The sequence below is a fragment of the Bradyrhizobium sp. CB3481 genome, from assembly GCF_029714305.1.
Lineage (GTDB): Bacteria > Pseudomonadota > Alphaproteobacteria > Rhizobiales > Xanthobacteraceae > Bradyrhizobium.
In genome coordinates, this window is sequence record NZ_CP121647.1 from 1,729,410 (window position 1) to 1,746,744 (window position 17,335).

Annotated in this window: 17 protein-coding genes and 1 other RNA gene; 12 read left to right on the forward strand and 6 right to left on the reverse strand. The window is 63.4% G+C overall.

The genetic code is table 11. The features are described from left to right. Positions 1-10: 10 nt before the first annotated feature. The 5 genes from QA643_RS08305 to ssrA form a co-directional block, all read right to left on the reverse strand. Entirely contained in the window at positions 11-271 is a 261-nt protein-coding gene (locus QA643_RS08305) for a ribbon-helix-helix domain-containing protein (RefSeq protein ID WP_283032706.1), read from the reverse strand. Further along, positions 268-456, reverse strand: coding sequence for a DUF4169 family protein (locus QA643_RS08310; protein ID WP_283034742.1), 189 nt, complete (start codon positions 454-456; stop codon positions 268-270). Before QA643_RS08310 ends, QA643_RS08305 begins: the two co-directional genes overlap by 4 nt. A gap of 272 nt (positions 457-728) precedes the next feature. Then, positions 729-2,144 carry a class II fumarate hydratase gene (fumC, locus tag QA643_RS08315; RefSeq protein ID WP_283032707.1) on the reverse strand — a complete coding sequence of 472 codons (1,416 nt, stop codon included), beginning with the start codon at positions 2,142-2,144 and terminating at the stop codon, positions 729-731. A 71-nt stretch (positions 2,145-2,215) separates the two neighbouring features. Continuing rightward, positions 2,216-2,731 (reverse strand): ClpXP protease specificity-enhancing factor SspB, encoded by a 516-nt coding sequence (locus tag QA643_RS08320; protein ID WP_283032708.1) that lies wholly within the window; start codon positions 2,729-2,731, stop codon positions 2,216-2,218. Positions 2,732-2,873: 142 nt separating this feature from the next. Beyond that, positions 2,874-3,230: a transfer-messenger RNA gene (gene ssrA / locus QA643_RS08325) on the reverse strand. Positions 3,231-3,655: 425 nt separating this feature from the next. Between ssrA and QA643_RS08330 the strand changes: the two genes are divergently transcribed. The 10 genes from QA643_RS08330 to QA643_RS08375 all read left to right on the forward strand — a co-directional run bounded on the left by QA643_RS08330 (position 3,656) and on the right by QA643_RS08375 (position 13,060). Beyond that, positions 3,656-4,117: a tripartite tricarboxylate transporter TctB family protein gene (locus tag QA643_RS08330; RefSeq protein ID WP_283032709.1), complete on the forward strand. Its 462-nt coding sequence runs from the start codon at positions 3,656-3,658 to the stop codon at positions 4,115-4,117. A gap of 7 nt (positions 4,118-4,124) precedes the next feature. Next, a complete protein-coding gene (locus tag QA643_RS08335) occupies positions 4,125-5,690 on the forward strand; it encodes a tripartite tricarboxylate transporter permease (RefSeq protein WP_283032710.1) in 1,566 nt (521 codons plus the stop codon). 113 nt (positions 5,691-5,803) lie between these two features. Further along, positions 5,804-6,787 carry a tripartite tricarboxylate transporter substrate binding protein BugD gene (locus QA643_RS08340; protein ID WP_283032711.1) on the forward strand — a complete coding sequence of 328 codons (984 nt, stop codon included), beginning with the start codon at positions 5,804-5,806 and terminating at the stop codon, positions 6,785-6,787. Between the two features lie 175 nt (positions 6,788-6,962). After that, entirely contained in the window at positions 6,963-7,757 is a 795-nt protein-coding gene (locus tag QA643_RS08345; RefSeq protein ID WP_283032712.1) for a thymidylate synthase, read from the forward strand. A 7-nt stretch (positions 7,758-7,764) separates the two neighbouring features. Continuing rightward, positions 7,765-8,250, forward strand: coding sequence for a GNAT family N-acetyltransferase (locus QA643_RS08350; RefSeq protein ID WP_283032713.1), 486 nt, complete (start codon positions 7,765-7,767; stop codon positions 8,248-8,250). After that, positions 8,250-8,756: a dihydrofolate reductase gene (locus QA643_RS08355; RefSeq protein WP_283032714.1), complete on the forward strand. Its 507-nt coding sequence runs from the start codon at positions 8,250-8,252 to the stop codon at positions 8,754-8,756. The genes QA643_RS08350 and QA643_RS08355 overlap by 1 nt, the downstream gene beginning before the upstream one ends. A gap of 189 nt (positions 8,757-8,945) precedes the next feature. Continuing rightward, positions 8,946-10,094: an FtsH protease activity modulator HflK gene (gene hflK, locus QA643_RS08360; protein ID WP_283032715.1), complete on the forward strand. Its 1,149-nt coding sequence runs from the start codon at positions 8,946-8,948 to the stop codon at positions 10,092-10,094. Then, positions 10,091-11,002, forward strand: coding sequence for a protease modulator HflC (gene hflC, locus QA643_RS08365; RefSeq protein WP_283032716.1), 912 nt, complete (start codon positions 10,091-10,093; stop codon positions 11,000-11,002). The genes hflK and hflC overlap by 4 nt, the downstream gene beginning before the upstream one ends. Before the next feature lie 94 nt (positions 11,003-11,096). Then, a complete protein-coding gene (locus QA643_RS08370) occupies positions 11,097-11,297 on the forward strand; it encodes a DUF2065 domain-containing protein (protein WP_283032717.1) in 201 nt (66 codons plus the stop codon). 257 nt (positions 11,298-11,554) lie between these two features. Next, entirely contained in the window at positions 11,555-13,060 is a 1,506-nt protein-coding gene (locus QA643_RS08375; protein ID WP_283032718.1) for a Do family serine endopeptidase, read from the forward strand. Positions 13,061-13,226: 166 nt separating this feature from the next. Here QA643_RS08375 and serB read toward each other — a convergent pair whose 3' ends face one another. Next, on the reverse strand, positions 13,227-14,132 hold the full coding sequence (serB, locus tag QA643_RS08380; RefSeq protein WP_283032719.1) for a phosphoserine phosphatase SerB: 906 nt from the start codon (positions 14,130-14,132) through the stop codon (positions 13,227-13,229). On the opposite strand from serB, the gene miaA reads away from it, so the two are divergent. Together miaA and QA643_RS08390 are read left to right on the forward strand one after the other, a co-directional pair. After that, a complete protein-coding gene (miaA, locus tag QA643_RS08385; RefSeq protein ID WP_283032720.1) occupies positions 14,131-15,069 on the forward strand; it encodes a tRNA (adenosine(37)-N6)-dimethylallyltransferase MiaA in 939 nt (312 codons plus the stop codon). The genes serB and miaA overlap by 2 nt on opposite strands. A 418-nt stretch (positions 15,070-15,487) precedes the next feature. After that, positions 15,488-17,263 (forward strand): acetolactate synthase 3 large subunit, encoded by a 1,776-nt coding sequence (locus QA643_RS08390; RefSeq protein ID WP_283032721.1) that lies wholly within the window; start codon positions 15,488-15,490, stop codon positions 17,261-17,263. Positions 17,264-17,335: the final 72 nt, after the last annotated feature.

Here is a 17,335-nt window from a genome sequence, read left to right on the forward strand (position 1 = left end):
CTCGCGAACCCTAAGCCTGCGGCCGCGCGGCGTCGGATGCCACAGCCGCCGGCATGGCGCGGGTGCGGAAGTAATCGAGCACGAACAGGCGGATCGCCGAGGACAGGTTGCCCTGCTGGCGGTTGCTGTCGATCTCGCCGACCAGCTCGGACAGCGTCATGTTCCGCAGGCCCGAGATTTCCTTCATGCCGTTCCAGAATGCCTCCTCGAGGCTGACGCTGGTCTTGTGGCCGGCGACCACGATCGAACGTTTGACGACGGGCGACTTCATGACGCGTCTCCGTCATTGAGCTTGTGCTGATCCAGAACATCGGCAGCGCGATCCTTGCGCCGTTCATCGAGAGCACGCTCGGCCTTGGTCCGGCCGAACCGCGCGCGGTTGGCATCGGCCTGCTTTGCCAATTGTTCCCGCTCGTTGCGCTTCTTGAATCGCTTCAGGTTAATCACGTCTCCCATGCCCGTCTCCATCATCCGGCGACTCGAAGGCATGATGAATCATCAGTGGGAAAAATGTCGAGTGGTGCGCACGCAAATTGGTTGGTCATTCGGAATCCCCGTGTACCGCCCCTTGATAGCATCAAAAAATAAATTTCGCTCTGCGAAAACTGAAGATTCCTGCTCCTACCACGTGTCCACGCAGTGCCGATAGATGATCAACCTCATTCTCTACATACGATCCATAATTTAAACGCGTCATCCGTAGTTTCCCGGGGGAGGGACCGCGGACATCAGCCCGGGTGTGTCATTTTGTCCGGCTGTACCAGACGTTCGAATTCGGCGGCATTCACAAAGCCGAGACGTACCGCTTCTTCCTTCAAAGTAGTTCCGCGCGCGTGCGCCTCTTTGGCGACTTTTGCCGCGTTGTCGTATCCGATCTTGGGAGCCAGCGCGGTGACCAGCATCAGCGACCGCTCCATCAATTCGCGAATTCGCTTTTCGTCGGCGCGTATGCCCACCACGCAATGTTCGGTGAACGAGCGCGCCGCGTCCGACAGCAGTTGAATGGAATGCATCATACAATATGCCAAGACGGGTTTGTAAACATTCAATTCGAAATGCCCTTGGCTTCCCGCCACGGTGACGGCGGTCTGGTTGCCGAACACCTGACAGCAGACCATGGTCATTGCTTCGCACTGCGTCGGATTGACCTTGCCGGGCATGATCGACGAGCCCGGTTCGTTTTCTGGTAAGACCAATTCACCAAGACCGGAGCGCGGGCCCGAGCCCAGCAAACGAATGTCATTGGCGATCTTGAACAGGCCGGTCGCCACCGAATTGATCGCGCCATGCGCCGAGACGTAGGCGTCGTTGGAGGCCAGCGCCTCGAACTTGTTGGGCGCGCTGGTGAAGGGCAGCTTGGTAATGCCGGCAACCTGCTTGGCGAACAGCCCCGCGAATTTCGGTTTCGAGTTGAGGCCCGTTCCGACCGCGGTGCCGCCTTGCGCCAGCGGAAGCAATTCCTTCACCGCCGTTCGCAGCCGAGCGATGCCGCTCTCGACCTGCGCGGCGTAACCGGAAAATTCCTGGCCCAGCGTCAACGGCGTCGCATCCTGGGTGTGGGTTCGCCCGATCTTGACGATTTTGGCGAACGCCTTCTCTTTCTTGCGCAACTCGCGATGCAACTCGCTCAACGCCGGTATCAGGTCGGACGTGATGCGTCCGGCGGCGGCGATGTGCATCGCGGTCGGAAATGCATCGTTCGACGACTGGCTCATGTTGACGTGATCGTTGGGATGAACCGGCTTCTTGGCGCCAAGTTCAAAGCCCAGCATCTCGTTGGCGCGGTTGGCGATCACCTCGTTGAGGTTCATGTTGGTCTGGGTGCCGGAGCCGGTCTGCCAGACCACCAGCGGAAAATGATCGTCGAGCTTGCCGTCGATCACCTCGCGCGCGGCGCGGATGATGGCGCCGGCCTTGCGCGCGTCGAGCAGTCCGAGTTCCCGGTTGGTCTGTGCGGCGGCGAGCTTGACGATGCCGAGCGCATGGACGACCGCCAGCGGCATCCTGTCCTGGCCAATCTTGAAGTTCTGGCGCGAGCGTTCGGTCTGCGCGCCCCAATAGCGGTCGGCGGCGACGTCGATCGGGCCGAAGCTGTCGGTCTCGCTGCGGGTGGATTTGTTTCCGGATGTTTCTGATCGAGCCATACGTAATGTCCGTCTGCCGTGAAATGGCGGAACGGATACATTACAGGGTCGCGGTTTTTCCCGCGCCTAGATTATTTCTTCCGGAAGCGGTCCAGCCGCACCACTTCGGCGCCTTCGCTCGTCTTCGCCGGCTCGTCGTTGTTTTCGGCGGCGGCCTCCGGCGCGGCGACGGGCAGGGCGGACGGCGTGGGGACAGCGGGCAGCTTTGCTGACTCGGCCTCCACGGTTGCTTCGGACGGCTCGAACTGCAGGCCGAACTGCACCGAAGGATCGAGGAAGCTCTTGATCGCCGCGAACGGCACCACCAGCCGCTCGGGAATGCCGCCAAAGGACAGCCCGACCTCGAAACGATCCTCCGTTACCACGAGGTCCCAGAACTGGTGCTGCAGGATGATGGTCATCTCTTCCGGATATTGCGCCAAAAGCCGTGGCGACAGCTTCACGCCGTCGGCGGTCGACAGGAAGGTGATGAAGAAGTGATGCTCGCCGGGCAGGCCGTGTTCGGCGGCGTCGGCCAGCACGCGGCGCAGCACCCCGCGCAGCGCGTCGCGCGCCAGCACATCATAGCGGATATGATCGGTTGCCATGGTCGTCCTGTTACGTCTGCGGCCGCCGGTCCCCCGACTCGCCCCTTGCTCTCATGCTACCCCGGCAGAAGCCGCAGGTCAGCAGGCGCGACAGACCGAATTGCGGCAGAACGGCCCGCTGGGCCGGAAGTGAAAAGAATAAAGTGGAGGCTTCTGTTGCCAGGTGCCTCCGAACCCCGCCTAGCGGAGCTTAACCCGCTAGGACTTTAGAGTGGTCTTTCAAACTGCGTTACGCAGCCTGAGCAACCGGAGCATAGTTGTCGTTTGCAACTATTGCATAGCCCGATAACGGCGGAACAATACCGGGAAAAAACTCGTCCTTTACGCCCTCGTCGATCCTGGTTCGCCCCCGCCGAAGCCCATCCCCGCAGGGTGGGCTTGGGTGGAGGCGCCGGGTACTGCCCCCGGGTCCGAATGGTTTATTGCGACGGTCATTTATTTCCATAGCCGGCGAACCGGCGCTCTCAATATAAGGCGCAAGGCCGCAGAAAAACAGGGCCCGAAAGCCTGAACGGGAGGGGAACACGGCCTGAACTTTCGCTTTGGTGTCGTCGAGTTGCGGTTTCGCCACGGACTCGACCATTGGCGCGTGCGGCTGGCTTGGAACGGGCTCTGAGCTGCATGAATTTTCGGCGCTCTGAAGCAGGACAGTATGCCGGAGGGGGCGGCCACGCGGGAGATATTGCGGCGCTGCAATCGCAAGGTTGCGAGCACCCGGCCCCGGGGCGGTTTCGATTACGGTCTTAAGGCGTCATTTGCCGTTCGGCCCAAAAGCATTTTTGGTTTTGCTGGCGTTGTCCGACGAAAGTCGCTAGCAAGTTTCCGGGACAAGCTTCCAAGTCATCCAAACAAGCGGGCGGAGCCGCCTTTGGGGGAGGAGTATCTATGAACGCTACGCCGGGCCAAGCGCCGGTCAAATCTATCATGCCTAAATGGGTTCGGAATCCGCAGGATTTCGTCGGCGGAATAGCCATGATGGCGATCGCCGCGTTCGCGCTGTGGGCGTCGAGCGATCTGCAGGGCATGCGCGGCTTCTCGTTCGGTGCTGGCACGGCGCCGCGGATGTTCGCAATCTTGCTGCTCGGGCTCGGTGCAGCGATCACTGCCGTCGGCGTTTTTACCGAAGGCCAGCATCTTGCCAAATATCATTGGCGGGGTCCGCTGTTCGTGACGCTCGCGATTCTGTCGTTTTCCCAGACGATCCGCCCGATGGGCATGATCTTCTCCGCAATGACGAGCTTCCTGATCGCGGCATGCGGATCGCCGGAGACGCGATGGCTGGAAGCGGTCATCGTTGGTGCCTGCCTGACGGCATTTTGCGCCCTGCTGTTTCCCTATGCGCTCGGCCTGCCTCTGCAGCTCCTGCCGACTTTCATGATCCGGTGAGGGCGAGATGGGCGATCTTTTTTCAAACCTTGGCCTAGGCTTCGGCGTCGTCTTCCAGTTCGTGCAATGGACCCCGGCCTTCCTCGGCGGGACTTCCATTCCGATTCCGGTCAATATTCTGCTCTGCCTGATCGGCGCGCTGGTCGGCACGTTGGTCGGTGTGCTGCCGGGCATTGGCACCATCGCCACCGTGGCCATGCTGCTTCCGATCACCTTCGGCCTGCCGCCGGTGGGTGCGCTGATCATGCTGGCCGGCATCTATTACGGTGCGCAGTATGGCGGCTCGACCACGTCGATCCTGGTCAACATCCCCGGCGAGGCCGGCTCCGTCGTCACCGCGCTCGACGGTTTCCAGATGGCCAAGCAGGGCCGCGCCGGTCCGGCGCTGGCGATCGCGGCGATCGGCTCGTTCTTCGCCGGCTGTGTCGCGACCGTGCTGATTGCCATTCTGGGCGCGCCGCTCACCAAGCTCGCGCTGGCGTTCGGGCCTGCCGAGTATTTCTCGCTGATGGTGCTCGGCCTGATCTTCGCGGTCGTGCTCGCCAAGGGCTCGGTGCTGAAGGCGATCGCGATGATCGTTCTCGGCCTGCTGCTTTCCATGGTCGGCTCCGACATCGAGACCGGCGCCTCGCGCATGGCCTTCAACATTCCCGAACTGGCTGACGGCCTCGGCTTCGCTACGCTCGCAATGGGCCTGTTCGGTTTTGCGGAGATCATCCGTAATCTCGATGCCGGCGGCGAAAGCGACCGCGAGCTGGTTCAGCAAAAGGTCTCCGGCCTGATGCCGACAGGAAAGGATCTCAAGGACTCTACCCCGGCGATCCTGCGCGGCACCGTGCTCGGATCGATCCTCGGCATCCTGCCGGGCGGCGGCGCCGTCATCGCCTCGTTCGCGGCCTATACGCTCGAGAAGAAAATCTCGAAAACGCCTCAGAAGTTCGGCCGCGGCGCGATCCAGGGCGTGGCGGCGCCGGAAAGCGCCAACAACGCCGCGGCGCAAACCTCGTTCATCCCGCTTCTGACGCTCGGCATTCCGCCGAACGCGGTGATGGCGCTGATGGTCGGTGCGATGACCATTCACGGCATCGTGCCCGGTCCGCAGGTGATGCAGAAGCAGCCCGATCTGGTTTGGGGCATGATCGCCTCGATGTGGGTCGGCAATCTGATGCTGCTTATCATCAACCTGCCGCTGGTCGGCATCTGGGTGCGGCTGCTGCGCGTGCCGTATCGCCTGATGTTCCCGTCGATCGTGATCTTCTGCTCGATCGGCATCTACTCGGTGAACAACGCACCGACCGATGTCATCATTGCCGGCGTATTCGGACTGATCGGCTACTGGCTGATCAAGCACGATTTCGAGCCCGCGCCGCTGTTGCTCGGCATGGTGCTCGGACCGCTGATGGAGGAGAATCTGCGCCGGGCGCTGTTGATCTCGCGCGGCGACTGGTCGGTGTTCCTGACGCGTCCGTTGTCCGCGGTGCTGATGGCGATTGCGGCGGCCCTGCTGGTGCTGACGGTCCTGCCAACGCTCCGCAAGAAACGCGACGAGGTGTTCGTCGAATCTGAAAACTGACCTGCGGCTGTCCGCCGCAGGTTGAAGTCTGGTCGACTTCGCGTGAACTGATATTAGAGGCAAATGCCGGCTTGGGAGAGCCGGCATTTGTTTAAGGGCTGAAGGAACTTGACATGAATTGCTATGGACGCTCGCTGGCGAGCGGCTGTCTGGCTATGCTCGCCGGGCTCGCATTGCTTTCTGCGCCAGCCCAGGCTCAGACTTATCCGACGCGCAACATCACCATGATTGTGCCGTTCGCGGCCGGCGGACCGACCGACGTCATCGCGCGCATCGTCACCGGCCACATGGCGCAGACGCTCGGACAGACCATCATCATCGAAAACGTGGTCGGCGCCGGCGGCACCACCGCCACCACGCGCGCGGCGCGCGCTGCCAATGACGGCTATACGCTGATCACGGGGCATATGGGCACGCACGCAGCTTCCGTGCCGCTTTATCCCAAGCTCGCCTATCACCCGGAAAAGGATTTCGAGCCGGTCGGCCTGCTCGCCGGCACGCCGATCCTGATCCTGGCGCGCAAGGATCTGCCGCCGAAGGACCTCAAGGAGTTCATCGCCTACGTCAAGGCGAACGAGAGCAAGGTCAACGCGGCGCATGCCGGCGTCGGCTCGGTCTCCAACGTGTCCTGCGAATTGCTCAACTCGGTGCTGGGCATCAAGCCGATCGGCGTTCCCTTCAACGGCACCGGTCCGGCGATGAACGCGCTGGTGGCGGGGCAGGTCGACTACATGTGCGACCAGATCGTCAACGCCGTACCGCAGATCAACGGCGGCACCATCAAGGCCTACGCCGTGGCGACGCCGGAGCGTAACCCTTCGCTGCCCGATGTCCCGACCACCACCGAAGCCGGCCTGCCGGCCTTCCAGGCCCAGGCCTGGAACGCGGTCTTCGCACCGAAGGGAACCCCGGCGGATGTGGTCGCCAAGCTGAACGATGCGGTCGTCAAGGCGCTCAACGATGATGGCGTGAAGAAGCGCCTGCTCGATCTCGGCAGCGTTATCCCGGCGCCAGCCGAGCGCACGCCGGCGGCGCTTGGAACCCTGGTGAAAAGCGAGATCGCGAAGTGGACGCCGGTGCTCAAGCCGGTGAATTGATCCCTGTAATCAACTGGATAAGGTAAGGGGCGGAACGCAGGTTCCGCCTCTTGTCGTTTGTGCCAGGGAACATCATTTTTCCGGGTATAATCGGGCGCGAATGCCGAATCGGCGTGTCGATCGGAGATCCGGCCGTTAAATTCGCGTCTCCGATCAAGGGTCCGAAGCGCCAGCCATGAACCAGTATCACGACCTGCTCGAACGTATCCTTGCCGACGGCGCGGAGAAGCACGACCGCACCGGCACTGGCACGCTGTCGATCTTCGGCCACCAGATGCGGTTCAACCTGTCGGCCGGCTTTCCGATGCTGACCACCAAGCGGCTGCCGCTGAGGGCGATCGTGCACGAACTGCTCTGGTTCCTGGCCGGCGACACCAACATCAAATATCTCAGAGATAACGGCGTTTCGATCTGGGATGAATGGGCCGACGCCAATGGCGATCTCGGCCCGGTCTACGGCTCGCAATGGCGCTCCTGGCCGGCGCCCGACGGGCGCAGCATCGACCAGATCTCGAACGTCATCGACATGATCAGGCGCAATCCGGATTCGCGCCGCCTGATCGTGAGCGCCTGGAATCCGGCCGACGTCGACAAGATGGCGCTGCCGCCCTGTCACTGCCTGTTCCAGTTCTACGTCGCGAACGGCAAGCTTTCCTGCCAGCTCTATCAGCGCTCCGCCGACGTGTTCCTCGGCGTGCCCTTCAACATCGCGTCCTATTCGCTTCTAACCATGATGGTCGCGCAGGTCACCGGATTGAAGCCGGGCGATTTCGTGCATTCGCTGGGCGATGCGCATCTCTACTCCAACCACCTCGAACAAGCGCGGCTGCAGCTGACGCGGCCGACACGGCAATTGCCTGTCATGAAGATCAATCCCGACGTGAAGGATATCTTCGCGTTCCGCTTTGAGGATTTCGCGCTCGAAGGTTACGATCCGCACCCGCACATCAAGGCGGAAGTTGCGGTGTGAGGGATTGATGTCTCTCAACATCCGCCGCGCGCGCCCCGGCGAGGCAGGCCTTGTCCTCTCCTTCATCCGCGAGCTCGCCGAATATGAAAAGCTGTTGCATGAAGTCGAGGCGACCGAGGCCGGTATCGACGCCGCGCTGTTCGGCGCCAATCCACGCCTGTTCTGCGAGATCGCCGAATGGGAGGGCGAACCGGTCGGCTTCGCGGTCTGGTTCGTCAATTTCTCGACCTTCAGCGGCCGCTATGGAATCTATCTGGAGGATCTGTTCGTCCGTCCAGCGCAGCGCGGCAAGGGCATCGGCAAGGCGCTGCTGGTGCATCTCGCCAGGGAGTGCGTGGCCAACGGCTGGTCGCGCTTGCAGTGGGCGGTGCTCGACTGGAACGCGCCGTCGATCGCGTTCTACAAATCGCTCGGCGGCGAGATGATGGACGAGTGGACGATCTGCCGCGTCGGCGGCCCGGCGCTGACGGCGCTCGCACGAGGGACGCGCTGATGGAAATCGTTCTCGTCGCCGCGGTCGCGGAGAATGGCGTGATCGGAGCCCGCGGCGGCATGCCGTGGCGGCTGAAATCCGACTTGGCGCGCCTCAAGGCGCTGACGATAGGCAAGCCCGTGGTGATGGGACGCAAGACCTTCGTCTCGATCGGCCGGCCGCTTCCCGGGCGGACCAACATCGTCGTGACCCGCGATGCGACCTTTCGCGCCGATGGCGTCGTGGTTACCCGTTCCTTCACCGATGCGAAGGCGGTCGCCATGGGCGACGCGCTGCGGCGTTTCGCCACTGAGATCGCGGTGATCGGCGGCGCGGAAATCTACGCGCAATGGATGGATAGCGCCGACCGGCTTGAGATTACCGAGGTGCACGCTCGGCCCGACGGCGACACACATTTCCCGGCCATCGATGAAACCGCCTGGGAAGAGGTGGGGCGGGTGCGGAATCCGGCCGGCCCGAACGAGAGTGCCGATTTTTCCTATGTGACATATCGTCGGCGCAAATAGCCCCAATCGTCGCATTAACCTCGCTAACCAATGTTTGCATTGACAATTATGGCCTCAGGCATAGCTGCTTTGAGCGGTAAGCTTGCGTTGTAAGGGGCCTAGCGGTCCCCTATAAAGCCGACCGGATATGCGAGGCCTAAGTCGGCTGCCGGACAGGCGGACCCGGGGCTGCCGCAGAGGAGAGTTTATATGCCGTGGAAGAATCAAGGCGGAGGCCCCTGGGGCCAGGGTCCCAAGGGCCCATGGGGCGGCGGTCCGCAGTCGGGCGGGCCGAGGCCACCCGACCTCGAGGACCTTCTGCGGCGCGGCCAGGACAGGCTGCAGCAGCTCCTGCCGGGCGGCCATTTCAGCGGCATGGGCATCGCGCTGGTACTGGTCGGCGCGCTGGCGATATGGGGATTGTCCGGCTTCTTCCGCGTGCAGTCGGAAGAACTCGGCGTCGTGCTGCGCTTCGGCAAGCATGTGCGCACCGTCGACCCCGGCCTGAATTATCACCTGCCGTATCCGATCGAAACCGTGCTGCTGCCGAAGGCGCTGCGCGTGTCCACGATCTCGATCGGCATGACGCTGATCGACGATCCGGCAAGGCGCGGCCGCACCATGCGCGACGTGCCGGAGGAGAGCCTGATGCTGACCGGCGACGAAAACATCGTCGACGTCGACTTCACGGTGCTGTGGCGGATCAAGCCGAACGGCGTCGGCAATTTCCTGTTCAACATCCAGAACCCCGAAGGCACCGTGAAGGCGGTGGCCGAAAGCGCGATGCGCGAGGTGATCGGGCGTTCGCAGATCCAGCCGATCCTGACCGGCGCCCGCAACACGACCGAGCAGGCCGTTCATGAACTGATGCAGAAGACGCTGGATAATTACGGCTCCGGTGTCCAGATCACGCAGGTGCAGATGCAGAAGGTCGACCCGCCCGCGCAGGTGATCGACGCGTTCCGCGACGTCCAGGCCGCGCGCGCCAACTTCGAGCAGTTGCAGAACGAGGCGCAGACCTATGCCAACCGCGTCATTCCCGACGCGCGCGGCCGCGCCGCACAGATCCTGCAGGTCGCCGAAGGCTACAAGGAACAGGCAATCGCCGAGGCCAAGGGCCAGAGCGCGCGCTTTACCAAGGTCTACGACGAATACAAGAAGGCGCCCGACGTGACGCGGCAGCGAATTTATCTGGAGACGATGGAGCGGATTCTCGGCGGGTCCGAGAAGCTGGTCTATGACGGCGGCAATTCGGCACAGAGCCAGAGCATCGTGCCGTATCTGCCGCTCAGCGAGTTGACGCCGCGGCGTCCGCCACAGGCGGCGGGTCAGCAGCAGCAGAGCGGAGGCTCGCGATGAGGTCTCCGGTTGCAGGTATTGTCACCCTGATCCTTTTGTTCATCGTGGTGATCGTCGGCTACAGCTCGATCTTCACGGTATCGCAGACCGAACAGGCGCTCGTGGTCCGGCTCGGCCGGCCGGTCGACGTCGTGTCCGAGCCGGGCCTGAACTTCAAGGCGCCGTTCATCGACACCGTCATCAGCATCGACAAGCGCATTCTCGATCTGGAAAATCCGTCGCAGGAAGTCATCGCTTCCGACCAGAAGCGGCTCGTCGTCGACGCCTTCGCGCGCTACCGGATCAAGAACCCGCTGCGCTTCTATCAGAGCATCGGTTCGATCCAGGCCGCCAACATCCAGCTCACCACGCTGCTCAACGCGGCGCTGCGCCGCGTGCTCGGCGAGGTCACCTTCATCAACGTGGTGCGCGACGAACGCGAGAACCTGATGACGCGCATCCGCGACCAGCTCGACCGGGAGTCCGACCAGTATGGCATCCAGGTGGTTGACGTGCGTATCCGCCGCGCCGATCTGCCGGAGCAGAACAGCCAGGCGGTCTACAAGCGCATGCAGACCGAACGTGAGCGAGAGGCCCAGGAGTTCCGCGCCCAAGGCGGCCAGAAGGCGCAGGAGATCCGCTCCAAGGCCGACCGCGAGGCGACCGTCATCGTCGCGGAGGCCAACTCGACCGCCGAGCAGGTGCGCGGCGCCGGCGATGCCGAGCGCAACCGCCTGTTCGCCGAAGCCTATGGCCGCGATCCGGATTTCTTCGCCTTCTACCGCTCGATGACGGCCTATGAGACCGGGCTGCGTTCCAACGACACCCGGTTCCTGCTGCGGCCGGATTCGGAGTTCTTCCGCTTCTTCGCCAATCCGTCCGGCCATCCGCCGGCGGCGCCTTCGGCGTCCGCGGCGCCGAAGCCGTAGGGCAATCAGCCGGAAATACATTGACGGCGGCGAAGCGGGGCTGCTTCGCCGGTAAAAGCAAAAAGGCGTTTGACTAGCTGGGGGATGCCAATCGATGAGGTCCATTGGGTTCAACGACTTCCTCGTCGGTTTGGGCATCCTCTTTGTTCTTGAAGGCCTGATGTTTGCCGCGAGCCCCGCCTGGATGCGCCGGGCGATGAAGAGCGCGCTGGCAACGCCGGACAACATCCTGCGGACCGTCGGCATCGTCTCGGCGGTCATCGGTCTGGTTCTGATCTGGTTCGTGCGGCGGTAGTTCAGCTGTCATTCCGGGGCGATGCGGAAGCATCGAACCCAGAGTCTCGAGGTTCCACAATGTGCAAGCGCACATTGGGGTTCGCTTCGTGCCCCGGAACGACGGTATCAAAAGCCGCACGACAGGCTGTGGTGCCAACGTAATCGTGAGCCATTGCGGGCCGGTTTTTAGCCGGAATACCAGTTGCAGATGCTTGCGCCTTGAACCCGTTCGGGCGCACTGTGGACCCAAATCCGAGCCTTTGGAGACGAGTCGATATGTCCGGTGCCAGAACTGCCTTGACGAGCCGCCTGCGCGTGATGGGGATTGCGATCTCGCTCGGTGCCGCCAGCTTGCTGGCCGCAGTGCCGGCCAGCGCGCGCGGGCCGGACGGCATCGCTGATATCGCCGAGAAGGTGATCGATTCCGTGGTCAATATCTCGACCTCGCAGAGCGTCGAGGCCAAGGGCGGCCGCAGTGAGATGCCGCAACTGCCGCCGGGCTCGCCGTTCGAGGAGTTCTTCGACGACTTCTTCAAGAACCGCCGCGGCGGCAGCCCGAAGGGCGGCGACAAGAGCGGCGAAATGCAGCCGCCGCGCAAGACCAATTCGCTCGGCTCCGGCTTCATCATCGATGCCTCCGGCGTTGTCGTCACCAATAATCACGTCATCGCCGATGCCGACGAGATCAACGTGATCATGAACGACGGCACCAAGATCAAGGCCGAGCTGGTCGGCGTCGACAAGAAGACCGACATCGCGGTGCTCAAGTTCAAGCCGGTGAAGCCGGTCAACGCGGTGAAGTTCGGCGATTCCGACAAGCTGCGGCTCGGCGAATGGGTGATCGCGATCGGCAATCCGTTCAGCCTCGGCGGCTCGGTGACCGCCGGCATCGTGTCGGCGCGCAACCGCGACATCAGCCAGGGGCCGTACGACAACTACATCCAGACCGACGCCTCCATCAACCGCGGCAATTCCGGCGGCCCGTTGTTCAACCTCGAGGGCGAAGTGGTCGGCGTAAACACGCTGATCATCTCGCCGACCGGCGGCTCGATCGGTCTCGGCTTCGCGGTGCCGTCGAAGACGGTGGCCGGCGTCGTCGATCAGCTCCGGCAGTTCGGCGAACTGCGCCGCGGCTGGCTCGGCGTGCGCATCCAGCAGGTCACCGACGAGATCGCCGAAAGCCTCAGCATCAAGCCCGCCCGCGGCGCGCTGGTAGCCGGCGTCGACGACAAGGGCCCGGCGAAACCGGCCGGCATAGAGCCCGGCGACGTCGTCGTCAAGTTCGACGGCAAGGACGTCAAGGACCCGAAGGATCTCTCCCGCGTCGTCGCCGACACCACGGTCGGCAAGGAGGTCGACGTCGTCATCATCCGCAAGGGCAAGGAAGAAACCCGCAAGGTCACGCTCGGCCGCCTGGAAGATACCGAAAAGGTGCAGCAGGTGGCTGCCAAGACCAAGGAAGAGCCCGCCGAGAAGCCGGTAACGCAGAAGGCGCTCGGCCTCGACCTTGCCGCGCTGAGCAAGGATTTGCGCACCAAGTACAAGATCAAGGAAAGCGTCAAGGGCGTCATCGTCACTGGCGTCGACGGCAACTCCGACGCCGCCGAGAAGCGGCTCTCCGCCGGCGACGTCATCGTCGAGGTGGCGCAGGAAGCCGTCACCAGCGCCGCCGACATCAAGAAGCGCGTCGACCAGCTCAAGAAGGACGGCAAGAAGTCGGTGCTGCTACTGGTGTCGAATGGCGAAGGCGAACTGCGGTTTGTTGCGCTGAGCGTGCAGTAGACAAGTTCGACGTGCTGGCGCTGGTTGCTCCGAATGACGATGTCGTCCCTGCGAACGCAGGGACCCATAACCACCGGCCCTGATTGCAGCAAAGGCAATTCGCTCCAGCGCGCCGCCGATAGGCCGCGGCGTATGGGTCCCTGCGTTCGCAGGGACGACGTAGAGATTATCCCCCCACAAACTCCTCGCGCCGATAGCCCTGCGCATAGAGCAATGCCGTGAGGTCGCCGTAGTCGATCCGCGCGGCAGCGGCGGCGGCAACCGCCGGTTTGGCGTGATAGGCGACGCCGAGCCCCGCCGCCTGGATCATGCCGAGGTCGTTGGCGCCGTCGCCGGTCACCAGCGTATCGATTTCGTCGAGGTCGAAGGATTCGCGCAGCTCGATCAGCGTCGCGAGCTTTGCGGCGCGGCCGAGGATCGGCTCAGCCACTTCGCCGGTGAACTTGCCGTCCTGAACCTTCAACTCATTGGCGCGGTTTTCCTGAAAGCCGATCTTCGCTGCGACCGCGTTGGTGAACAGCGTGAAGCCGCCCGAGATCAGGCAGGTGTAGGCGCCATTGGCGCGCATCGTCATGACCAACTCGCGGCCGCCCGGCGTCGGCGTGATGTGCTTGGCCAGCACCTCGTCGACCACGCTGACCGGGAGGTCCTTCAAGAGCGCCACGCGCTCGCGCAGTGCCGGCTCAAATTCGATCTCGCCGCGCATGGCGCGTTCGGTAATGGCCGCGACATGCGCCTTCAGACCAGCGAAGTCGGCCAGCTCGTCGATGCATTCCTGGCCGATCATGGTGGAATCCATGTCGGCCAGAAAAAGCTTCTTGCGCCTGACAGCCGCAGGCTGCACGACAATGTCGATCGGCAGATCGCCGCGCGCCGCTTGCAGGCGGGTTTCAATCGCCTTGATTTCGTCCGGGCTATTGACCTGATAGTCGAAGGGAATGTCGACCGCGACCTCGTTGAACAGCCATTGCGCCTTGCCGGGCGAGGGGAGTACGGCCAATGCGCCGTCGACAATGGTACTGTCGAGCGCGGGATTGGCCGGGTTGCAGATCAGGGTGGCGACGAGGGACATGCAGGCGCATCAGCTGGATATGAGCAAGGCCGTGCTTATCGCAGGGCCGACCGCCAGCGGCAAGTCGGCCCTGGCGCTCGAACTGGCGCAAAAAACCGGCGGATTGGTCATCAATACCGATTCCATGCAGGTTTACCGGGATCTGCGCATCATCACGGCGCGGCCAACGCCGGACGAAGAGGCCCGCGTGCCGCACCGGCTCTATGGCCATGTCGACGCCTCCATCAATTTCTCGGCCGGCGCCTGGGTGGCGGATGCCGAAAAGGTGCTGGCCGAAGCACGCGCGACAAAGCATCTGCCGATCTTCATCGGCGGCTCCGGCCTCTACTTCAAGGCGCTGACGCGCGGCCTGTCCGCGGTGCCGCCGATCCCACCCGAAGTGCGCGAAGCCATTCGTACCCGCCTGGAACGCGACGGCGTCGAGGCGCTGCACGCCGAACTGGCGCGGCGCGATCCGGTGTCGGCCGAACGGCTGAAGCCGCGCGACCGTATCAGGATTGCCCGCGCGCTGGAGGTGATCGAGGCGACCGGCCGCGCGCTGCCGGACTGGCACCGCGAGGGCTTGCCGCCGCTGCTGCCGCCGGGAGCGTTCACCGCGTTGTTTCTCGCGCCCGAGCGCGAGCAACTTTACGCGCGGATCGATGCGCGCTTCGGGATGATGCTCGAGGGAGGCGCGCTGGAGGAGGTCGCAGCGCTATCAGCTCGAAAGCTCGATCCGCTGTTGCCAGCGATGAAGGCGCACGGCGTGCCGGCGCTGATCCGCTACCTCAGCGGCGAGATCACGCGTGAGGCCGCGGCCGACATCGGCCGCGCCGACACCCGCCATTACGCCAAGCGGCAGTTCACCTGGTTCCGCCACCAGCTGCCGGAATTCGAGTGGATGACGCCGGAAGCGGCGAGGGGGTGGGTCCGACGCGTTCACGGCGCGCCGGACTAGGCCCGTCATGCCCGGGCTTGTCCCGGGCATCCACGACCTATGTTTCAACCGTAGCCAAGACGTGGATGGCCGGGACAGACCCGGCCATGATGAGAAGTGAACACCGGGCGTCCTCACGCATAAAATTCCCTCTCGCCGAACGCCCGGAACGCAGTTACACTCTCAAAATCGCGCTGAATGCGTCCTTCCCTTGACTTCCGGGGGCTGGACGGTATAACCCGCGCAACCTTTGGGAAGTCCGAGCCGCACAATGCGTAATATTATTACCAAACTCGCCCTTATCGTAGTCGTACCCAGGCGCACCGCCGGGGGTGGCTGACGGCCACTCAAATTCAGGCGGTGTGCATGGGCCTCTCGGGCCCTTTTTTATTTCCCGAAACAGATCAAGCCGTTGGCGACAGCGTATCCGGAGAGAACCATGACCGAGCAGAGCAACGACCCCAATCAGATGACCGGCGCCGCGATGATCGTGCGCGCGCTCATCGATCATGGCGTCCAGCATCTCTTCGGCTATCCCGGCGGCGCCGTGCTTCCGATCTATGACGAGATTTTCCAGCAGAGCGAGGTCGAGCACATCCTGGTGCGGCACGAGCAGGGTGCCGGCCATGCGGCCGAAGGCTATGCGCGCTCGACCGGCAAGCCCGGCGTGGTGTTGGTGACGTCCGGCCCTGGCGCCACCAACATGGTGACGCCGCTGACCGACGCGCTGATGGATTCCATTCCGCTGGTCTGCATCACCGGACAAGTTCCTACTCACTTGATCGGCAACGACGCCTTCCAGGAATGCGACACCGTCGGCATCACCCGTCCCTGCACCAAGCACAACTGGCTGGTGCGCGACGTCAACGATCTGGCGAAAGTGCTGCATGAGGCCTTCTACGTCGCGACCTCGGGCCGTCCTGGCCCCGTGCTGGTCGACGTGCCCAAGGACGTGCAGTTTGCGACCGGCACCTACCATCCGCCGCGCAAGGATGACGTGCACGTCTCCTATACGCCGCGGGTGAAGGGCGATGAGGCGCAGATCCGTAAAGCCGTGGCGCTGCTGGCGGCCGCCAAGCGGCCGGTGATCTACTCCGGCGGCGGCGTCATCAATTCCGGACCGGCCGCATCAAACCTGTTGCGCGAGCTCGTTGAGGTCACCGGCTTTCCGATCACCTCGACCCTGATGGGGCTCGGGGCCTATCCGGCATCGGGCAAGAACTGGCTGGGCATGCTCGGCATGCACGGCACCTACGAGGCCAATATGGCGATGCATGGCTGCGACGTCATGCTGTGCGTCGGTGCGCGCTTCGACGACCGCATCACCGGCCGTGTCGATGCGTTCTCGCCGGGCTCGAAGAAGATCCACATCGATATCGATCCGTCTTCGATCAATAAGAACATCCGCGTCGATGTCCCGATCATCGGCGATGCCGGCAACGTGCTCGGCGACCTCCTGCAGGTCTTCAAGGCGGAAGCCAAGAAGCCCGACATCAAGGCCTGGTGGCAGGAGATCGCCAAGTGGCGGGCGCGCAATTCGCTGTCCTACAAGAAGAGCAGCGAGGTCATCCTGCCGCAGCATGCCATCCAGAAGCTGTTCGAGGCGACGCGGGGGCACGACACCTACATCACCACCGAGGTCGGCCAGCACCAGATGTGGGCGGCGCAGTTCTTCGGTTTCGAGGAGCCGCACCGCTGGATGACTTCGGGCGGCCTCGGCACCATGGGCTACGGCCTGCCGGCCGCGCTCGGCGTGCAGGTCGCGCATCCGGACAGCCTCGTGATCGATATCGCGGGCGATGCCTCGGTGCAGATGACGATGCAGGAGATGTCGACGGCGGTTCAGTATGAGCTGCCGATCAAGATCTTCATCCTGAACAACCAGTATATGGGCATGGTGCGGCAGTGGCAGCAGCTCCTGCATGGCAACCGCCTGTCGCATTCCTACTCGGAGGCGCTGCCTGATTTCGTCAAGCTGGCGGACGCGTTCGGCTGCGTCGGCCTGCAGGCGATCAAGCCCGGCGATCTCGACGGCGCGCTCAAGGAGATGATCAAGATCAAGCGCCCCGTGCTGTTCGACTGCCGCGTCGCCGCGCTGGAGAACTGCTTCCCGATGATTCCGTCCGGCAAGGCGCACAACGAAATGCTGTTGCCGGTGGAAGCCACGGATGAGGCCACCGCCGCGGCGTTCGCCGGCGGCAAGGCGCTGGTGTGAGTGTGAGGACGCGAGACCAAAACTCAGCTGTCATCGCCCGGCTTGACCGGGCGATCCAGTACGCCGTGGCGT

What these genes read in the sequence shown, in the direction of transcription:
- QA643_RS08350 (WP_283032713.1), top strand. Translation starts at nt 7,765, where the DNA reads ATGTCTCTCAACATCCGCCGCGCGCGCCCCGGCGAGGCAGGCCTTGTC.
- hflC (WP_283032716.1), top strand. Translation starts at nt 10,091, where the DNA reads ATGAGGTCTCCGGTTGCAGGTATTGTCACCCTGATCCTTTTGTTCATC.
- QA643_RS08390 (WP_283032721.1), top strand. Translation starts at nt 15,488, where the DNA reads ATGACCGAGCAGAGCAACGACCCCAATCAGATGACCGGCGCCGCGATG.
- fumC (WP_283032707.1), bottom strand. Translation starts at nt 2,144, where the DNA reads ATGGCTCGATCAGAAACATCCGGAAACAAATCCACCCGCAGCGAGACC.
- QA643_RS08305 (WP_283032706.1), bottom strand. Translation starts at nt 271, where the DNA reads ATGAAGTCGCCCGTCGTCAAACGTTCGATCGTGGTCGCCGGCCACAAG.
- QA643_RS08345 (WP_283032712.1), top strand. Translation starts at nt 6,963, where the DNA reads ATGAACCAGTATCACGACCTGCTCGAACGTATCCTTGCCGACGGCGCG.
- QA643_RS08340 (WP_283032711.1), top strand. Translation starts at nt 5,804, where the DNA reads ATGAATTGCTATGGACGCTCGCTGGCGAGCGGCTGTCTGGCTATGCTC.
- QA643_RS08330 (WP_283032709.1), top strand. Translation starts at nt 3,656, where the DNA reads ATGCCTAAATGGGTTCGGAATCCGCAGGATTTCGTCGGCGGAATAGCC.
- QA643_RS08355 (WP_283032714.1), top strand. Translation starts at nt 8,250, where the DNA reads ATGGAAATCGTTCTCGTCGCCGCGGTCGCGGAGAATGGCGTGATCGGA.
- QA643_RS08370 (WP_283032717.1), top strand. Translation starts at nt 11,097, where the DNA reads ATGAGGTCCATTGGGTTCAACGACTTCCTCGTCGGTTTGGGCATCCTC.
- miaA (WP_283032720.1), top strand. Translation starts at nt 14,131, where the DNA reads ATGCAGGCGCATCAGCTGGATATGAGCAAGGCCGTGCTTATCGCAGGG.
- serB (WP_283032719.1), bottom strand. Translation starts at nt 14,132, where the DNA reads ATGTCCCTCGTCGCCACCCTGATCTGCAACCCGGCCAATCCCGCGCTC.
- QA643_RS08335 (WP_283032710.1), top strand. Translation starts at nt 4,125, where the DNA reads ATGGGCGATCTTTTTTCAAACCTTGGCCTAGGCTTCGGCGTCGTCTTC.
- QA643_RS08310 (WP_283034742.1), bottom strand. Translation starts at nt 456, where the DNA reads ATGGGAGACGTGATTAACCTGAAGCGATTCAAGAAGCGCAACGAGCGG.
- hflK (WP_283032715.1), top strand. Translation starts at nt 8,946, where the DNA reads ATGCCGTGGAAGAATCAAGGCGGAGGCCCCTGGGGCCAGGGTCCCAAG.
- QA643_RS08320 (WP_283032708.1), bottom strand. Translation starts at nt 2,731, where the DNA reads ATGGCAACCGATCATATCCGCTATGATGTGCTGGCGCGCGACGCGCTG.
- QA643_RS08375 (WP_283032718.1), top strand. Translation starts at nt 11,555, where the DNA reads ATGTCCGGTGCCAGAACTGCCTTGACGAGCCGCCTGCGCGTGATGGGG.